The 17,331-nt window shown below is 40.2% G+C and carries 12 protein-coding genes; 5 read left to right on the top strand and 7 right to left on the bottom strand.

Features of this window, described 5'->3' with window-relative positions; genetic code table 11:
- Nucleotides 1-30: 30 nt before the first annotated feature.
- A complete protein-coding gene (gene tpx / locus P20311_RS12085; RefSeq protein ID WP_008113169.1) occupies nt 31-612 on the bottom strand; it encodes a thiol peroxidase in 582 nt (193 codons plus the stop codon).
- 211 nt (nt 613-823) lie between these two features.
- Between tpx and P20311_RS12080 the strand changes: the two genes are divergently transcribed.
- On the top strand, nt 824-1,828 hold the full coding sequence (locus tag P20311_RS12080; protein WP_008113168.1) for a response regulator: 1,005 nt from the start codon (nt 824-826) through the stop codon (nt 1,826-1,828).
- 6 nt (nt 1,829-1,834) lie between these two features.
- Nucleotides 1,835-2,806, top strand: coding sequence for a diguanylate cyclase (locus P20311_RS12075; protein ID WP_008113166.1), 972 nt, complete (start codon nt 1,835-1,837; stop codon nt 2,804-2,806).
- A 10-nt stretch (nt 2,807-2,816) separates the two neighbouring features.
- On the opposite strand, the gene P20311_RS12070 is transcribed toward P20311_RS12075, so the two are convergent.
- The 5 genes from P20311_RS12070 to P20311_RS12050 form a co-directional block, all read right to left on the bottom strand.
- The gene (locus P20311_RS12070) at nt 2,817-3,698 is read right to left on the bottom strand and encodes a universal stress protein (RefSeq protein ID WP_008113164.1); all 882 of its coding nucleotides are present in this window, start codon (nt 3,696-3,698) and stop codon (nt 2,817-2,819) included.
- A 5-nt stretch (nt 3,699-3,703) separates the two neighbouring features.
- The gene (locus P20311_RS12065; protein WP_008113162.1) at nt 3,704-5,218 is read right to left on the bottom strand and encodes a SpoVR family protein; all 1,515 of its coding nucleotides are present in this window, start codon (nt 5,216-5,218) and stop codon (nt 3,704-3,706) included.
- A gap of 18 nt (nt 5,219-5,236) precedes the next feature.
- The gene (locus P20311_RS12060) at nt 5,237-6,520 is read right to left on the bottom strand and encodes a YeaH/YhbH family protein (protein WP_008113160.1); all 1,284 of its coding nucleotides are present in this window, start codon (nt 6,518-6,520) and stop codon (nt 5,237-5,239) included.
- A 31-nt stretch (nt 6,521-6,551) separates the two neighbouring features.
- Nucleotides 6,552-8,474, bottom strand: coding sequence for a PrkA family serine protein kinase (locus P20311_RS12055; protein ID WP_008113158.1), 1,923 nt, complete (start codon nt 8,472-8,474; stop codon nt 6,552-6,554).
- A 210-nt stretch (nt 8,475-8,684) separates the two neighbouring features.
- Entirely contained in the window at nt 8,685-9,266 is a 582-nt protein-coding gene (locus tag P20311_RS12050) for a superoxide dismutase (RefSeq protein ID WP_008113157.1), read from the bottom strand.
- A gap of 264 nt (nt 9,267-9,530) precedes the next feature.
- Here P20311_RS12050 and P20311_RS12045 point away from each other — a divergent pair, with 264 nt between their 5' ends.
- The 3 genes from P20311_RS12045 (at nt 9,531) to P20311_RS12035 (ending at nt 16,861) form a co-directional block, all read left to right on the top strand.
- Nucleotides 9,531-9,869, top strand: coding sequence for a Grx4 family monothiol glutaredoxin (locus P20311_RS12045; RefSeq protein WP_008113155.1), 339 nt, complete (start codon nt 9,531-9,533; stop codon nt 9,867-9,869).
- 1,109 nt (nt 9,870-10,978) lie between these two features.
- A complete protein-coding gene (gltB, locus tag P20311_RS12040; protein WP_008113153.1) occupies nt 10,979-15,436 on the top strand; it encodes a glutamate synthase large subunit in 4,458 nt (1,485 codons plus the stop codon).
- A gap of 9 nt (nt 15,437-15,445) precedes the next feature.
- Entirely contained in the window at nt 15,446-16,861 is a 1,416-nt protein-coding gene (locus P20311_RS12035; RefSeq protein WP_008113151.1) for an FAD-dependent oxidoreductase, read from the top strand.
- Nucleotides 16,862-16,984: 123 nt separating this feature from the next.
- Here the strand turns inward: P20311_RS12035 and P20311_RS12030 are convergent, their stop codons facing one another.
- Nucleotides 16,985-17,302, bottom strand: a complete 318-nt coding sequence (locus P20311_RS12030) for a hypothetical protein (RefSeq protein WP_008113149.1) — start codon at nt 17,300-17,302, stop codon at nt 16,985-16,987.
- Between the last annotated feature and the right edge of the window lie 29 nt (nt 17,303-17,331).

The following is a 17,331-nucleotide window of genomic DNA, read 5'->3' as shown; positions in this document are numbered from 1 at the left end:
GTCGTTTTTTTATTATTCGAAATTCGACCCTTAAAGCGTTTTAAGCTTTTCAATAACGCTATCGTATTCAGGCTCAGTTGATAAACTACTAACTAATTGCTTATAAATAACTTTATGGCTTTTATCTAAAATAAACACCGCGCGGGTAAGTAAGCCCATATCTTTAATTATTAAGCCATACTTTTGGCCAAAATCACGCCATACAGAATCAGAAAGCGTCGTCACTTTATCGATATTTTCGGCCTTACAAAAACGCTTTTGCGCAAACGGTAAATCGGCACTAATGGTGAGCATGGCTACACCAGGAAATTGCTGGGCGACTTTTTCATTAAAGTGCTTAGTTTGTAAGCTACAAATACCGGTATCTAAGCTTGGAACAACACTAATTAATACTGCTTGACCTTTATAATCTTCTAACGTAACTGCAGTAAAACTGTCATTAACTACTTTAAAATTAGGGGCATCTTCACCAACGATAAGGCCTTTACCTAATAATGTCACTGGCTTACCTTGTGCGGTTACTTTTCCTGCATCGAGTGTATTTTCTGGTAAGTCTGCGGCAAAACTGGCACAGCAAAATAGGCTTAATGCAAAAGCTAATGTACGACGCATGGAATTTTTTCCTTTTAAATTAACGTAATAGTTGTGAGTGTATTATAATGTAGATAAGTAACCAAGCAGAATAATCCTAGCTTTATTTTGCCTAAAATTGTAAATAAGCAATACATTGATTACTATATATAAGAAATAGGTATTGTTTTATGTATCTGTGGCTTGTTTTATACGCTTAAAATTACACCCCGTTTTAAAATAGTGAGATTGTATGTCAACATCGGTTTTAATATGTGATGATTCAAAATTAGCACGACGTCAGTTGGCTCGCTCCTTACCCGATGATTGGGATATAAAAGTTGAATTTGCATATGATGGTGTCGACTGCATAAAACAGCTCACTAAATCTCCCCCTGAAATTCTTTTCCTTGACTTAAATATGCCAGAAATGGATGGTTATGAAGTGTTAACGGCCATGAAAGAGCAGGGACTCAATGTATTAACTGTAGTGGTATCTGGCGACATTCAACCGAGTGCGCATCAACGTGTACTTGAACTTGGCGCAATAGATTTTATTCAAAAGCCATGTTCCTCCGAAAAGCTCGCCGCCATCATTGAACACCATGGTATTAAAGATAAAGCGTTACGAGAGCGGCTCTCCAATGCGCTTGGTGAGCAAGTTGACCCTGATGTACGTGACGTCTACCAAGAACTCACTAATGTTGCTATGGGGCAAGCGGGAGACCTACTTGCAAGACTGCTCAATGTGTTCGTTAAATTACCTATACCTAATGTAAATGTTTTAGAAGTTAGCGAACTCGATATGGCGTTGCGTTCAGTTGACAACAGCAGCACTACATCGGGCATCTGCCAAGGTTTTATTGGGGGCGGTGTCTCTGGTGAGGCGCTACTGCTACTAAACGACTCTAGTTTTAAAGAAATTGCATCTTTAATGAATTACGACGGTGAACTTAACGATAAGGTTGAGTTAGAGCTGTTAATGGATATTAGTAATATTCTGATAGGTGCTATTTTAACTGGTTTTTCAAAGCAGCTTGATATGACTTTCTCTCAAGGCCACCCAATTGTATTGGGGCAGCATCGTGACGTGTCAGAGCTGGTAAAATCAAATAAAGATCGTTGGCAGCGAACACTCGCCATAGAAATTAGTTACGGTATTGAAAATCATGATATTAGTTGTGATTTAATGTTGCTCTTTACTGAAGATTCACTCAAAACTTTAAAATATAAAGTTGCCTATCTGCTGGAAGATTAAATATTTATGCCTGCTGATTTAGATTTAAATGAAATCCATTGGTTAATGGACATGTTTAATACGGTTGATGTAGGCCTTGTAGTGCTTGATAGAGACTACAAGGTGTGCGTATGGAATGGCTTTATGGAAAATCATTCAGGGCTGTTACCCAGTGCTGTAAAAGATAAAGACTTGTTTGATCTATTCCCAGCCATTGATGAAAAATGGTTCAAGAGTAAAGCAGAATCCGTGTTTGTATTAAAAAATCGCTCATTTACTATTTGGGAACAACAGCCGTATATTTTTCGCTTTAAAAACTATCGACCTATTACTGGTAAAGCAGATTACATGTATCAAAACGCAACATTTATCCCGCTGACCGACACGCGAGGCGAAGTGGCGCATATTTGCATTATTCTCTACGACGTGACTGATATTGCGGTGAACAAAAAAGAGCTTGAAGAGTTAAACAAAAAATTAGAGCGAGTTAGTCAAACCGACAGCCTTACCCAGCTTGCAAACCGAGGACATTGGGAGCATTTGTTGCACCAAGAATTTTTACGTACTAAGCGCAGTGAAGGCTGTTGTTCGTTATTAATTTTTGATATTGATCACTTTAAAAAGGTAAACGATGACTTTGGCCACAGTGCAGGAGATGAAGCACTTCGTCATATAGCGAGTTTACTGAGAACTGCATTGCGTGAAACAGATATTGCTGGGCGCTACGGTGGTGAAGAGTTTGTTGTTACTTTGTTAGATACCGATAAACAAGGGGCGATTGTATTTGCTGAGCGCTTACGCCAATTAATTGAAACCTCACCCGCTAAATACAAAGAGCATACAGTACATATGGCTATTAGTGTGGGTATTGCTTGCTTTGACAACGAATTTAAAGATCATGAACGTTGGATTGAAGCTGCAGATAAAGCACTTTATCACTCAAAAGAAAATGGACGAAATAGAGTGTCGGTATACGCTGATATAAAAAATGATGCATAAGCATCATTTTTTAATTGGGAGGTAAAATTAGTAAATCAGTTTTGAGTAAACGCATTATTTTCTCTGCAGTATTACCAATCAGCTTTGCTTTAATCCCAACATTTCCTACAGAACCTATAATCACTAAATCAGCATTAAACTTAGCCGCTAAGCTTGGGATCACCTGCTCGGGTAACCCTGCTTTAATGTGAAGCTTATCGCGTAAATTATTATCAGTAATTAGATTTTGCTGTGATTTCGGTAGTTTCTCAAACGCGTTTACTAGCTGTTCCTCAGAAAAAACTAAGCCTAAATCTCTTAATATTGGGGAAATATAGACAGTGTAGCCTGCATAAAATTCACAACCTGTTCGCTCTGCATACGCTAGTCCATATTTAACAATCGATTGATTAAGTTTATGTTTTGCAGGCTTTTCGCTGGCTAAATCAAGTGCGGCGAGTATGTTGGTATGTTTGCGCCATTTGTTATCTGCTGCCAGATACAGTGCGATGGGTGTAAAGCGAATAAGTTGCCAATCAAGCTCGCTAAATTGGCTATCGCTATCGATATGGCGAGTTTTTATCACCATTTCATAATCATCGGTGTCAATATCTTCGTTAAGCCATTGTTCTGGGGCTTCATGCCATGCGGTTTGAAAGGTATAACTGCACCCGGCTAGTTCCGCTGCAATGAGTGGCTCCAACTGTGCTCTTAATGATGAAAGGCATTTATCTTGCAGCGCAAGTAATTGTTCTGGTGACAGAGAGAATAAAATGTTACCGGTTTCTTCAAAGCTAAAGGCAACAATATCAATATGCTTATCGCCTTGAAGTGCCTTTTGTTTCGCATGTTGCAAAGAGGTTTTTGCAAATTCAACCGAATCAATTAGTACAAGCAGCTTTTTTCTATCCATTATTTTTACTCTATTGTATGGCGTGAATCATCGATTGGGCATTGACCAATGGTTGAAATCTCGCCAGAATTTGACTCCTGTTCCAGTTTTACCTTAAAGCCCCATAGCCTGTAAAGGTGTTTTAATACCTCCCCATGGGAGTTGGCCAGTGGAATGGCATTATGAGGGATATATCGTAGAGTTAATGAGCGATCGCCTCGTAAGTCAACATCGTAAACTTGTATGTTAGGTTCATGATTACTAAGGTTATATTGTGCAGAAAGCGCTTCTCTAACCGCTTTGTAGCCATTATCGTCGTGAATAGCGCCTATTTCTAAATGTGGGTTGCTGGTGTGGTCGACGATAGTGAACAATTTAAAGTCTCTAATTAATTTAGGTGATAAAAATTGGCTAATAAAACTCTCATCTTTGAAGTTTTGCATTGCAAAGTGCAGGGTCTCTAGCCAGTCACTGCCAGCATGTTCAGGAAACCAGCGTTTGTCTTCTTCAGTTGGGTTTTCGCAAATACGACGTATATCTACCATCATATTAAAACCCAGCGCATAAGGGTTTATGCCAGAATAATAATCGCTATTGTAGGGAGGTTGGTACACAACATTAGTATGGCTTTGTAAAAACTCTAACATAAATGAATCGGTTAGTTTTCCCTCATCATATAAGTGGTTCAAAATAGTGTAATGCCAAAAAGTGGCCCAACCTTCATTCATAACCTGTGTTTGTTTTTGCGGATAAAAGTACTGCGATATTTTTCGCACGATACGTACAATTTCTCGCTGCCATGACTCAAGTAAAGGGGCATTTTTTTCAATAAAATACAGAATGTTTTCCTGCGGTTCTTGCGGAAAGTGGCGCTCACGTTTTTTTGATTCTTGCTGCTGAGAGGGAATAGTACGCCACAGCTCATTAACTTGTGATTGTAAGTACTCAGCACGTTCTTGTTGACGTTTTTGTTCTTCAAATAACGAAATTCGCTGCGGACGTTTGTATCTGTCAACACCATAACTCATTAACGCATGGCAAGAGTCAAGTATGCTTTCTACTTCAGAAATACCGTATTTTTCTTCACAGCGGCTAATATAGTTTTTAGCAAACAACAAATAATCAATTATTGAGCCCGCATCAGTCCAGGTTTTAAATAAATAATTCCCCTTAAAAAAAGAGTTATGTCCGTAGCACGCATGCGCCATCACAAGCGCCTGCATCGGCAGAGTATTTTCTTCCATTAAATAGGCAATACAGGGGTCTGAGTTAATTACAATTTCATACGCAAGCCCCATTTGACCGCGTTTATAATTTTGCTCTGTTTGAATAAACTTTTTACCATAAGACCAGTGAGTATAACCAATCGGCATGCCTACGCTTGAATAAGCATCCATCATTTGCTCTGCGGTGATCACCTCAATTTGGTTAGGGTAGGTATCTAGCTTGTAATGCTCAGCAACACGCGCAATTTCGTCTTGGTATTGCTGAAGTAATTCAAAGGTCCAATCTGGTCCATCACTCATTCGCTTATTATTCATATTGCTACCTCGCTTTGGCTATGCAGCCCCTTGCTGTTGACGGCCTTTTTTAAATAGCTCCCTAAATATAGGGTAAATGTCTTCAACACCTTGTATATGTTGGATGGCAAAATTACTGTGAGTTTGACTAATGTTTTGATACTCGCGCCATAAGCTCTGATGGGCGCGGGTGGTAATTTCTATATAAGCAAAATATCGCACTGCGCTTAATAGTTTGTTTCGCAAAATATGCCCGCATTGTGGGGTGTCATCTGCCCAATTATCGCCATCGGATGCCTGCGCGGCGTATATATTCCATTCATCAGCATTATAGCGCTCTGCTATTATTTCGTTCATCAGCTTAAGTGCACTTGAAACGATAGTACCGCCTGTTTCTTGAGAGTAAAAAAATTCCTGTTCATCAACTTCTTTTGCTTGGGTATGGTGGCGAATGTATACAACCTCAATGTCTTTATAACTGCGAGTTAAAAACTGATAAAGCAAAATATAAAAGCGTTTAGCCATATCTTTGGTGGCCTGATCCATTGAACCAGATACATCCATAATACAAAACATCACCGCTTTACTGGTTGGGTGCGGCTGCTTATTGTAGTTACGAAAACGTAAATCATAGTTATCAATAAACGGCACCGTTTTAATTTGCTGTTTGAGTATGTCGATTTCTTTTTGCAATAATGCCACGGCAGCTTTGTCGCAGTGCGGTTGCTCAAGTAGCAATGCGAGTTGTCCTTCAAGCTCACTAAGACGGCGTTTTTTACCTGCCGTCATCGCAATGCGACGAGCTAAAGAGCCTTGTAACGATCGAACAACATCAATATTACTAGGCATACCATCACTACAAAACCCAGCACGATGCGTTTTCATCTGTACGAGCTTATCGAGCTGGTTCTCTTGTAAATTAGGAAGCGCTAAGTCTTCAAATAACAAATCAAGGTATTCATCTTTAGAAATAGAGAAAACAAAATCATCTTGGCCTTCGCCAGAGTCACTCGCTTCGCCTTCGCCCGCACCACCGCCTTGTCCACCTTTAGGTCGCTCTATTTTATCCCCAGTAGAGAACTGATCGTTACCTGGATGTATTTGCTCTCTATTTCCACCTTTGCCTTGATGAAAAGTAGGCTCACTAATATCACGCTGCGGAATAGATATACTCTCCCCAGAGCTTGAGTCGGTGACGCTGCGTTTGTTTATCGCATCAGACACCGCTTCTTTAATTTGCTTTTTATAACGCCTTATAAAACGCTGGCGATTAACCGTACTTTTATTTTTGCCATTTAAACGCCTGTCGATAAAATGCACCATAATGACCTCCTAAAAACTGCAATTATGAAGGTTATTGCGATTTTCTAACCCGTAAATACCACTCAGATAGTAAGCGCACTTGTTTTTGGGTATAGCCTTTTTCAACCATACGGTTAACAAAGTCCTCATGCTTTTGCTGATCTTCAGCTGACGTTTTAGCATTAAATGAAATGACTGGGAGTAAGTCCTCTGTGTTTGAGAACATTTTTTTCTCAATAACAGTGCGTAGTTTTTCATAACTCGTCCACAGCGGATTTTTACCATTATTGTGAGCGCGAGCACGCAGTACAAAGTTAACAATCTCATTCCTAAAGTCTTTAGGATTAGAGATGCCCGCAGGTTTCTCAATTTTTTCGAGCTCAGCATTAAGCGCATCACGGTCAAATAGTTGGCCGGTATCAGGATCTCGGTATTCTTGATCTTGAATCCAAAAATCAGCATAAATTACATAGCGATCAAATATATTTTGTCCGTATTCTGAGTATGACTCTAGATAGGCGGTTTGAAGCTCTTTACCTATATACTCAACATATTGTGGGATTAAATAGCCTTTTAAAAAGCTTAAATAGCGCTCTTCAACCTCAGCGCTAAATTGTTCACGTTCAATTTGTTGCTCAAGCACATAAAACAAATGTACAGGGTTGGCGGCCACTTCGGTGGTGTCAAAGTTGAATACGCGCGATAAAATCTTAAACGCAAAACGTGTCGAAAGACCCGTCATGCCTTCATCAACACCAGCGTAATCGCGGTACTCTTGATATGACTTAGCTTTTGGATCGGTGTCCTTGAGTGTTTCACCATCGTAGACCCGCATTTTAGAGTAAATGCTAGAATTCTCTGGCTCTTTTAATCGTGATAGGGTGGTAAACTGCGCTAAAATTTTAAGTGTTCCTGGCGCACATGGAGCGTTGTATAATTCACTGTGCTCAATCAGCTTATCGTAAATTTTAATTTCCTCAGTTACTCTTAAGCAATATGGGACTTTAACAATATAGACACGATCTAAAAAAGCTTCGTTATTTTTATTGTTTTTAAAAGTTTGCCATTCTGACTCGTTGGAGTGGGCGAGTATCATGCCGCTAAATGGCAAGGCACTTATGCCTTCTGTGCCATTATAGTTGCCTTCTTGGGTAGCTGTTAAAAGCGGATGTAACACTTTTATCGGTGCTTTAAACATCTCCACAAATTCCATTAAGCCCTGATTAGCCAAACATAATGCGCCAGAATAGGCATACGCATCAGGATCATTTTGTGCAAAATGTTCTAGCTGGCGAATATCTACTTTACCTACAAGAGCAGAAATATCTTGGTTGTTTTCGTCACCAGGTTCTGTTTTGGCAATTGCCACTTGATTTAAAATTGATGGGAAGCGTTTTACCACTCTAAACTGACTAATATCACCGTTGAATTCTTGTAAGCGTTTTGCAGCCCATGGCGACATTACCGTTTTCAGGTAGCGAGACTTAATTCCGTATTCTTTTTCGAGCAGGTTTGCATCTTCAATGGGGTCAAATAATGCCAATGGATGGTCATTAACAGGAGAGCCTTTAATTGAGTATATAGGCACTTGTTGCATTAAATACTTTAATTTTTCAGCAATCGATGACTTACCGCCACCAACAGGGCCAAGTAAATAAAGCACTTGTTTACACTCTTCTAAGCCTTGCGCAGCATGTTTTAAATAAGACACAATTTGTTCAATAGCGTCTTCCATGCCATAAAAATCGGCAAATGCGGGGTAACGTGCAACAACACGGTTCGAAAATAAGCGACTTAAGCGAGTATCGGTAGCAGTATCTACCATTTTAGGCTCGCCAATGGCCATCAGTAATCGTTCAGGTGCACTGGCATAAGCAGACTTATCGGTTTTACAAATTTCTAGAAATTCAGCAACACTGTACTCTTCTTCTTGTGTTGATTCATAACGCGCTTGGTAGTGATCAAAAATAGTCATAATGACCTCCGAAACCTACTTGGAAAATGTATTCACTATTTAAAGTCTAGTCACGAATTTAATTTATTGTGCAATAAAATTAAAAATTTATATGAAAAATGATCATGATGCGCTTTTATAAAACAACCTACGTATAAACGCGATTAATGCAAATTGTAGGCATAAAAAAAGACGCCTAAGCGTCTTTTTTAAAAACTAGTATTAAACTAATTATGCGAAGTTAGCGTTCGCGAATTCCCAGTTAACAAGTGACCAGAAACCTTTAAGGTAATCTGGACGCACGTTACGGTAATCAATGTAGTATGCGTGTTCCCATAAATCCACAGTTAGGATTGGAGTAACACCTGCATCTGTTAACGGTGTTGCAGCGTTAGATGTATTAACGATGTCTAGTGAACCATCAGCTAGTTTAACTAACCAAGTCCAGCTTGAACCAAAGTTATTTACTGCTTTGTCGTTTAACGCGTCTTTAAATGCGTCAAATGAGCCCCATTTCGCGTTAATTGCATCAGCAACTGCACCTGTTGGAGCGCCACCGCCATTTGGAGATAGGCTGTTCCAGTAGAAAGTGTGGTTCCAGATTTGAGCAGCGTTGTTGAAAACACCGCCTTCTGAAGAACAAACGATTTCTTCAAGTGATTTACCTTCAAACTCAGTGCCTGGAATTAAACCGTTAAGTTTAGTCACATAAGTGTTGTGGTGTTTACCATGGTGAAACTCTAACGTTTCTTGTGAAATATGTGGCTCAAGTGCATCAATTGCATACGGTAGTGACGGTAGTTCAAATGCCATTTTTTATCTCCATCTTCTTTTGGTTGATAGTCTATTTAGTAATACGTAATGCCTGCACAAACAGGGCACTTATCTATACCAAACAGGAATATAGTGTTACTATAATTGTTGAGTATTTTACTCAAGTTTTAGCAAACAGCAATGCTATTGCTAAAGCTATTTAAGATTGAGGCTTTAATTGCCTATTTTAATCTATATATCTGAGGCCACAGTGAAACTTTTTCAAGGCCTAATGTGTTCGCTATCGTCATTTTGAGGTTGTAAATGGAAACCATCGATAAAATTAAACAGCAAATTGCTGAAAACCCAATCATCTTATACATGAAAGGATCACCAAAACTGCCTAATTGTGGTTTTTCTTCACAAGCATCACAAGCGTTAATGTCGTGTGGTGAACCGTTTGCTTATGTAGATATTTTACTTAATCCAGACATTCGTGCGGAGCTTCCTGCTTACGCTAACTGGCCTACTTTCCCACAACTTTGGGTTGAAGGTGAGTTAATTGGTGGCTGTGACATTATCATTGAGATGTTTCAACGTGGTGAATTACAACCGTTGATCACTGAAACAGCTGCAAAGCATAAACCTGCAGACGCTGAATAAGCGTTTAGGTTAAAAAAAGCTGCAATTTGCAGCTTTTTTTGTATTTAAGCTTCTAATTTTTGAATGCATAAACTCATTCTCTAAAGCCCTAAATAAACTCTCTTTAAAGATAAACCGGAGTTTAATCTAGTGAGCTGCTCGAATAATATTTTATAAAAACGTCTCATCATCAGCAATATCAAAGGTAAACTGCTAGTTAGCAAGAGTCCTAATTTGTATGCTTACTTTATCAATTAACACAATTAACACCTCCACTTTGATTTTAATTACAAGCCATTCGTATAAAGCATTTAAGTCGATAAAAATAACAAGCAGGGTTCAGCTTTTATTACAAAGGTTAGTTTTTATAACTTGAGTATTTTATGTTGGCTGTCTTTTATTACCTGGCAGCTTTAACGCTAATGCTTATTAAAATAACAAATCACACCGTTGGCAAAGCAAATACTGATCAGTGAAATTAAAAATAAGCCAATAGTAAACATTCGAACATCCTCAAAATTTATATAGTTATGCTGTAATCGAATAGCATGCCATTTTTTATCTTATTGAATTTATTCGGTTTTTAATTTTATCCTTTTTGTTTTACATGTCCGCGGACATAAAAAGTGTCCGCTGCGGGCACTTTTTTGATTTGTCTATGGGATGAGGTTACCTCAACGTAAAGCAAAGCAAGTTGTTAATTAATGCATAACATGAGGGGAGCGTTTAAATCTATTGAATAAACTATGCGCTAATAGAAGCCGCTGTAATTAAATGTCGTGTTCAGATGAATTACTAATACAGCACAAAAGAGGAAATAGCACCTAATGAATAGTTATTCATTTTTGGCTCACCTTACGTTTACGTAAACTGCTAGTCGTGCATGCTTTTTGTTTACAAGTTTTTAAAAATAACACCGGTGTCAATCTATTTTTCGATTCGATATCTATGCAAATGTTAATGGTTGGCATTATTTTATGATTTTTAATTAAGTTGAAATATATTCAATATAATGAATATGTATTCATAAAAATATTGACTCAAGGGTGGAATAACGCTAATTTTGTTCGTCTGTTAGCAAATCGTCGAGCCGTTCATCAACGTTAACAGCGCAGCAAGGGGAGGGGTCCATGTTATATGACTCAAAACTAGAAAAAGATAATTGTGGCTTTGGCTTAATAGCCCAAGTTAATAACCAAGCGAGTCACCGACTCATTCGTACGGCGATCACCGGTTTAGATCGCATGCAGCACCGCGGTGGTATTTCTGCTGATGGTAAAACGGGTGATGGTTGTGGCTTGTTATTACAAAAACCAGACAGCTTCTTTCGGGCTATTGCTGCCGAGAATAATTGGCATTTAGGTAAAAATTACGCCGTTGGGATGATTTTCCTCAATGCTGATCCGGTACTAGCACAAGCAGCCAAAGATGTTTTAAGCGAAGAACTAGAAAAAGAAACGCTAAATATTTTGGGCTGGCGTGTGGTTCCAACTGATCCATCAATGTTAGGACCTATTGCTCTAAAACAATTGCCAGGTTTTGAACAAATTTTTATTAGTGCGCCAGAAGGTTGGCGTTCTAAAGATTTAGAACGCCGCTTGTATGTTGCACGTCGTCGTGCAGAAAAGCGCCTAATGGACGATGAATCATTTTATATTGCGAGTTTATCTGGGCTAGTCACAATATATAAAGGCTTAATGATGCCTGCTGACTTGCCTAATTTTTACCTTGATCTTGCGGATATTCGCATGACCAGTGCTATTTGTGTTTTTCATCAACGCTTCTCTACAAACACACAGCCTCGCTGGCCTTTAGCGCAACCATTTCGTTATTTAGCGCACAATGGTGAAATTAATACTATTGAAGGTAATCGCCAATGGGCACGTGCCCGTTCTTATAAATTTGCTTCGCCACTTATTCCTGATTTACAAAGCGCAGCGCCGTTTGTTAATGAGACAGGGTCTGACTCATCTAGCCTCGATAATATGCTGGAGCTATTTTTAGCTGGTGGTATGGATTTATTCCGTGCGATGCGCATGCTAGTGCCGCCAGCATGGCAAAAAAATCGAGCTATGGATGACGACTTACGTGCGTTCTATGATTTTAATTCTATGCATATGGAACCGTGGGATGGCCCTGCAGGCATTGTTATGTCTGATGGGCGCTTTGCAGCCTGTAACCTAGACCGAAATGGTTTACGTCCAGCGCGTTATATTATTACTCAAGATGGTTTTATTACTTTAGCTTCTGAGGTGGGAATTTGGGATTACACCGCTGACGAGGTGGTAGAAAAAGGACGTGTTGGCCCAGGCGAGCTACTGGTTATTGATACCAAACTCGGAAAAATTTGGCATTCAGATGAAATTGACCAAGACTTAAAATCACGCCACCCTTATAAATCGTGGTTAGAAGAAAACGTTAAACGCTTAACACCTTTTGAAGCACTGACTGAGCAAGATGCAGGTAATCGCTCATTCGATGATGCAACTCTAGTCAAATACCAAAAGATGTTTGGCTATACTAATGAAGAGCTAGACAGCGTCATTCGTGTCATGGGTGAAAATGGGCAAGAAGCCACTGGCTCAATGGGTGACGATACGCCGTTTGCCGTCCTAAGCGAAGGGCACCGTTCACTTTATGATTATTTCCGTCAAAAGTTTGCTCAGGTTACTAATCCGCCAATTGATCCGTTACGTGAAAACCATGTAATGTCGTTGGCAACGTGTATTGGTAGTGAGCAAAACGTATTTAATGAAACAACAGGGCACGCTAAACGCCTGCAATTTGATACGCCTATTTTAATGTACGCTGATATGCAGCAGCTACTTAACGCCGATGAAGCGCACTACAGCTATTGTAAGATTGATATTACTTACACCGTAGAAGAAGGCCTTGAGAATGCGGTTAAGCGCATCTGTGATGAAGCACAAGCAAAAGCCGCATCTGGCTGCATTATGCTGGTATTAACGGATCGTAACTTTGATGACAATCAATTACCTATTCCTGCAGCTATGGCGGTGGGTGCGGTACAAAAACGCTTGGTAGATAATAACTTACGCTGTGAGTCTAACATCATTATTGAAACCGGCAGCGTTCGTGACGCGCATCAATTTGCGGTTCTACTTGGCTTTGGTGCAACCGCAATCTACCCGTATTTAGCGTATGAGTCACTTGTGGCCATGAGCGATAGTAAGGTAATTAATAAGTCATACTGCGAAGTGACACTGGCTTATCGTCAAGCAATTAATAAAGGCTTGTACAAAATCATGTCGAAAATGGGTATTAGCACCGTGGCTTCATATCGTTGTTCGATGTTGTTTGAAGCGGTTGGCTTATCGGACGCGATTGTTGAGATGTGTTTTAAGGGCGTTGCAAGTCGCATAAAAGGGGCGTGTTTTAGCGACTTCGATGACGATCAGCAAAGCTTGCATAAACTGGCGCTTAGTAAACGTAAATTATTAAGCCATGGCGGTTTATTTAAATACGTTCACGGCGGCGAGTATCATGCTTACAACCCTGATGTGATTCAAACGTTACAAAAAGCAGTACGTAGCGGCGAGTATAGTGATTACAGCGAATACGCAAAGCTAGTTAATCACCGTCCAGTCGCGACTTTGCGCGATATGTTGGCTTTAAAACTGCCAGAAAAGGGTATAAGCATTGATGAGGTAGAGCCTGCCGCTGAGCTTTATAAACGTTTTGATTCTGCAGCGATGAGTATTGGTGCATTATCACCAGAGGCGCATGAAGCACTAGCCATTGCTATGAACCGTTTAGGTGGTTGCTCAAATTCTGGCGAAGGTGGCGAAGATAAACTTCGTTACGGTACAGAAAAAAATTCACGGATTAAACAAGTGGCCTCAGGTCGATTTGGTGTAACACCTCATTATTTACGCAGTGCGGATGTCATTCAAATAAAAGTGGCTCAAGGCGCTAAGCCGGGCGAAGGCGGGCAGTTACCAGGTGAAAAAGTAACGCCCTATATTGCCAAGCTTCGTTACTCGGTACCAGGCGTGACACTAATTTCACCGCCACCGCATCATGATATTTACTCTATTGAAGATTTAGCCCAGCTGATTTTTGATTTAAAACAAGTAAACCCGAATGCACTGATTTCAGTAAAACTGGTGTCTGAACCGGGCGTTGGCACAATTGCAACCGGTGTTGCAAAAGCGTATGCCGATTTAATTACTATTTCAGGCTACGATGGTGGCACAGGTGCAAGCCCCTTAACCTCGGTTAAATATGCTGGCAGCCCATGGGAGCTTGGCCTTGCTGAAACGCAACAAGCATTAGTAGAAAACGGCCTTCGTCATCGTATCCGCCTGCAAACAGATGGTGGTTTAAAAACCGGTCTTGATATCATCAAAGCAGCTATTTTAGGCGCTGAAAGTTTTGGTTTTGGTACCGGACCTATGGTGGCGTTAGGCTGTAAATACTTACGAATTTGTCACTTAAATAACTGTGCTACTGGTGTGGCAACCCAAGACGATACACTGCGCCAAAAGCATTATCACGGCTTACCAGAAATGGCGATGAACTACTTTAAGTTTATAGCTCAAGAAGCTCGTGAAATTATGGCAAGTTTAGGTGTTGCAAACCTAACCGATTTGATTGGTCGCTTAGATTTACTCGAAGCCATTGAAGGCAAAACAGCCAAACAGCAAAAAATAGATTTATCAGCGGTTATCGCTCAGCCGAACAACCCAACGGGTGAAACACTGTTTTGCAGTGCACCAAATAGCTCGCACTATTTAGGTGAGTTAAATGAGAGCTTGCTAGGCAAGGCAAAAGAGGCAATTGATAATTCAAGCGGCATTTCATTAGTGAGTCGTATATGTAATACCGATAGATCTGTTGGCGCAATGCTTTCTGGTTATATTGCTGATAAGCACGGTAATCAAGGTATGGCAGCAGATCCAGTGGTGATTGAACTTCATGGTACAGCTGGCCAGTCATTCGGGGTATGGAATGCTGGCGGCCTTGAAATGACTTTAGTTGGTGATGCCAACGATTACGTTGGTAAAGGGATGGCTGGCGGTAAGCTAGTCGTTCGCCCACCACTGGGTTCGTCATTTGAAAGTCACAAAGCAACCATCGTAGGTAATACCTGTTTATATGGTGCCACAGGCGGTAAATTGTTTGCAGCCGGATGTGCTGGTGAGCGTTTTGCTGTGCGTAATTCGGGTGTGCAAGCTGTTGTTGAAGGTGTTGGTGATAATGGTTGTGAATATATGACAGGTGGTGTGGTATGTGTACTTGGTAATGTAGGAGTTAACTTTGGTGCAGGTATGACCGGTGGTTTTGCTTATATTTTAGATGAACGAGGTGATTTTGAGAAACGCATTAACCCAGAGTTGGTTGAAGTGGTTACTTTAGATGATTTGAGTTCACATCAAGAGCATTTACGCGGCTTAATTGCTGACCATTTAGAGCTAACAGGCTCATGCAGAGCAGAAACTATTTTAGCTAACTTTGAACTTTATTTACCGATGTTCAAATTAGTAAAACCTAAATCAAGTGACGTAAAAAGTTTACTCGGGCATCGCGCTCGCAGTAGCGCCGAACTACGTGTTCAAGCGCAATAAGGGGGCAGTATGAGCGAAAATGTATATCAATTTATAGACGTGCAGCGTGTAGACCCACGCAAGAAACCAATCTCGTCGCGTAAAAAATCGTTCATAGAAATTTATGAACCCTTTTCAGAAAACCAAGTTAATTCACAGGCAGATCGCTGCCTTGATTGCGGTAACCCTTATTGTGAGTGGAAATGTCCAGTACATAACTATATTCCACAATGGTTAAAACTGATCCGTACAGGGCGCATTTTAGAGGCCGCTGAGCTTTCGCACCGTACTAACAGTTTGCCAGAGGTGTGTGGAAGAGTATGCCCACAAGACCGCTTATGCGAAGGCTCATGTACGTTAGATGAAGAGTTTGGAGCGGTAACAATCGGTAATATTGAAAAATATATCACCGATACCGCATTCAAAATGGGCTGGAAGCCAGACATGTCTTATGTGACATGGACTGATAAAAAAGTGGCTATTATTGGTGCTGGGCCAGCAGGGTTAGGTTGTGCTGATATTCTAGTACGTAATGGCGTAAAGCCTGTGGTATTTGACCGTCACCCTGAAATTGGTGGGTTGTTAACCTTTGGTATTCCTTCTTTTAAATTAGAAAAAGAAGTCATGCAAAAACGTCGCGAAATATTTACCGAAATGGGTGTTGAATTTAAACTTAATGTCGAAGTAGGTAAAGACATTAGCATGGATGAAATTCTTAATGAGTATGACGCTGTATTTTTGGGAGTGGGGACTTATCAAAGTATGCGTGCAGGGCTTGAGAACGAAGATGCACCGGGGGTGCATGATGCCCTGCCATTCTTAATTGGTAACACTAATCGTGTTATGGGTTACGATGAGTCTAAACAAGCCTGCATTGATATGGCAAACCAAAAAGTAGTGGTACTAGGTGGTGGTGATACAGCAATGGACTGTGTGCGTACTTCTATTCGCCATAATGCGTTAAAAGTAACGTGTGCTTATCGTCGTGATGAAGAGAACATGCCTGGTTCAAAACGCGAAGTAAAAAATGCAAAAGAAGAGGGCGTAATTTTTACTTATAACGTTCAGCCTAAAGGGATTGTACTTGATGACAAAGGTGCTGTAGCCGGCGTTAAAATGGTAAAAACTCAGCTTGGCGAGGCAGATGAAAACGGCCGCCGTCGTGCTGAAGAAGTCCCCGGATCAGAGCACATTATTGAAGCCACACAAGTGATTATGGCATTTGGTTTTAAGCCACATAAAATGGACTGGTTAGAACAGTACGATGTAGAAATTAACCACTGGGGCGGTATTAATGCACCTGAGCAAGGTGAATTTACACATCAAACCACTAATCCTAAAATATTTGCTGGTGGTGATATTGTTCGTGGTTCAGACTTAGTGGTTACTGCTATATTTGAGGGGCGTAATGCTGCAGAAGGCATTATGGATTATTTAAAAGTGTAAATAATTCTTTTGTTAGAATGGAGTCAAAAGCAAACCTTCGGGTTTGCTTTTTTATTCCCTCAGTTTTACAAATAAAAATGCCCGCAATACACAGGTTGCGGGCATTTTTAAACGCTATGTTAGTTAATCCATCGAGAAGTGATCAAGGCTCGGTTTCACTCTGGCTTGTCGACGTTTCACACTTTTATAGCAGATAACGTTACAAACAAGCTGTAGGGCAATAACCAACAAACTAAGTGTTATTAAGCCAGTAATAGCTGTGCTGCTAAAAACTAACATAACAGCAATAACAATATGTACAATTAATGCCACATTTAAAAAACGATATAATCCTTGTTTAAATTGTGTGTGTTTAAACTTGCTAAACATTGCTAAAAGTACACTAACTATAAGTAGTAGCCAGTTAATTGCTAAGCCAAAATAAATGACCGTTGTTTGCATCAAGGTATCCTCACCGTATCAAGGTAACG

It is taken from the genome of Pseudoalteromonas sp. BSi20311 (genome assembly GCF_000239875.1).
Lineage (GTDB): Bacteria > Pseudomonadota > Gammaproteobacteria > Enterobacterales > Alteromonadaceae > Pseudoalteromonas.
This window is presented reverse-complemented; position numbering and strand designations above follow the sequence as displayed.

Excerpts from the sequence above, each read along its gene's own strand:
- tpx (WP_008113169.1), bottom strand. The coding sequence starts at position 612 with ATGCGTCGTACATTAGCTTTTGCATTAAGCCTATTTTGCTGTGCCAGT.
- P20311_RS12080 (WP_008113168.1), top strand. The coding sequence starts at position 824 with ATGTCAACATCGGTTTTAATATGTGATGATTCAAAATTAGCACGACGT.
- P20311_RS12075 (WP_008113166.1), top strand. The coding sequence starts at position 1,835 with ATGCCTGCTGATTTAGATTTAAATGAAATCCATTGGTTAATGGACATG.
- P20311_RS12070 (WP_008113164.1), bottom strand. The coding sequence starts at position 3,698 with ATGGATAGAAAAAAGCTGCTTGTACTAATTGATTCGGTTGAATTTGCA.
- P20311_RS12065 (WP_008113162.1), bottom strand. The coding sequence starts at position 5,218 with ATGAATAATAAGCGAATGAGTGATGGACCAGATTGGACCTTTGAATTA.
- P20311_RS12060 (WP_008113160.1), bottom strand. The coding sequence starts at position 6,520 with ATGGTGCATTTTATCGACAGGCGTTTAAATGGCAAAAATAAAAGTACG.
- P20311_RS12055 (WP_008113158.1), bottom strand. The coding sequence starts at position 8,474 with ATGACTATTTTTGATCACTACCAAGCGCGTTATGAATCAACACAAGAA.
- P20311_RS12050 (WP_008113157.1), bottom strand. The coding sequence starts at position 9,266 with ATGGCATTTGAACTACCGTCACTACCGTATGCAATTGATGCACTTGAG.
- P20311_RS12045 (WP_008113155.1), top strand. The coding sequence starts at position 9,531 with ATGGAAACCATCGATAAAATTAAACAGCAAATTGCTGAAAACCCAATC.
- gltB (WP_008113153.1), top strand. The coding sequence starts at position 10,979 with ATGTTATATGACTCAAAACTAGAAAAAGATAATTGTGGCTTTGGCTTA.
- P20311_RS12035 (WP_008113151.1), top strand. The coding sequence starts at position 15,446 with ATGAGCGAAAATGTATATCAATTTATAGACGTGCAGCGTGTAGACCCA.
- P20311_RS12030 (WP_008113149.1), bottom strand. The coding sequence starts at position 17,302 with ATGCAAACAACGGTCATTTATTTTGGCTTAGCAATTAACTGGCTACTA.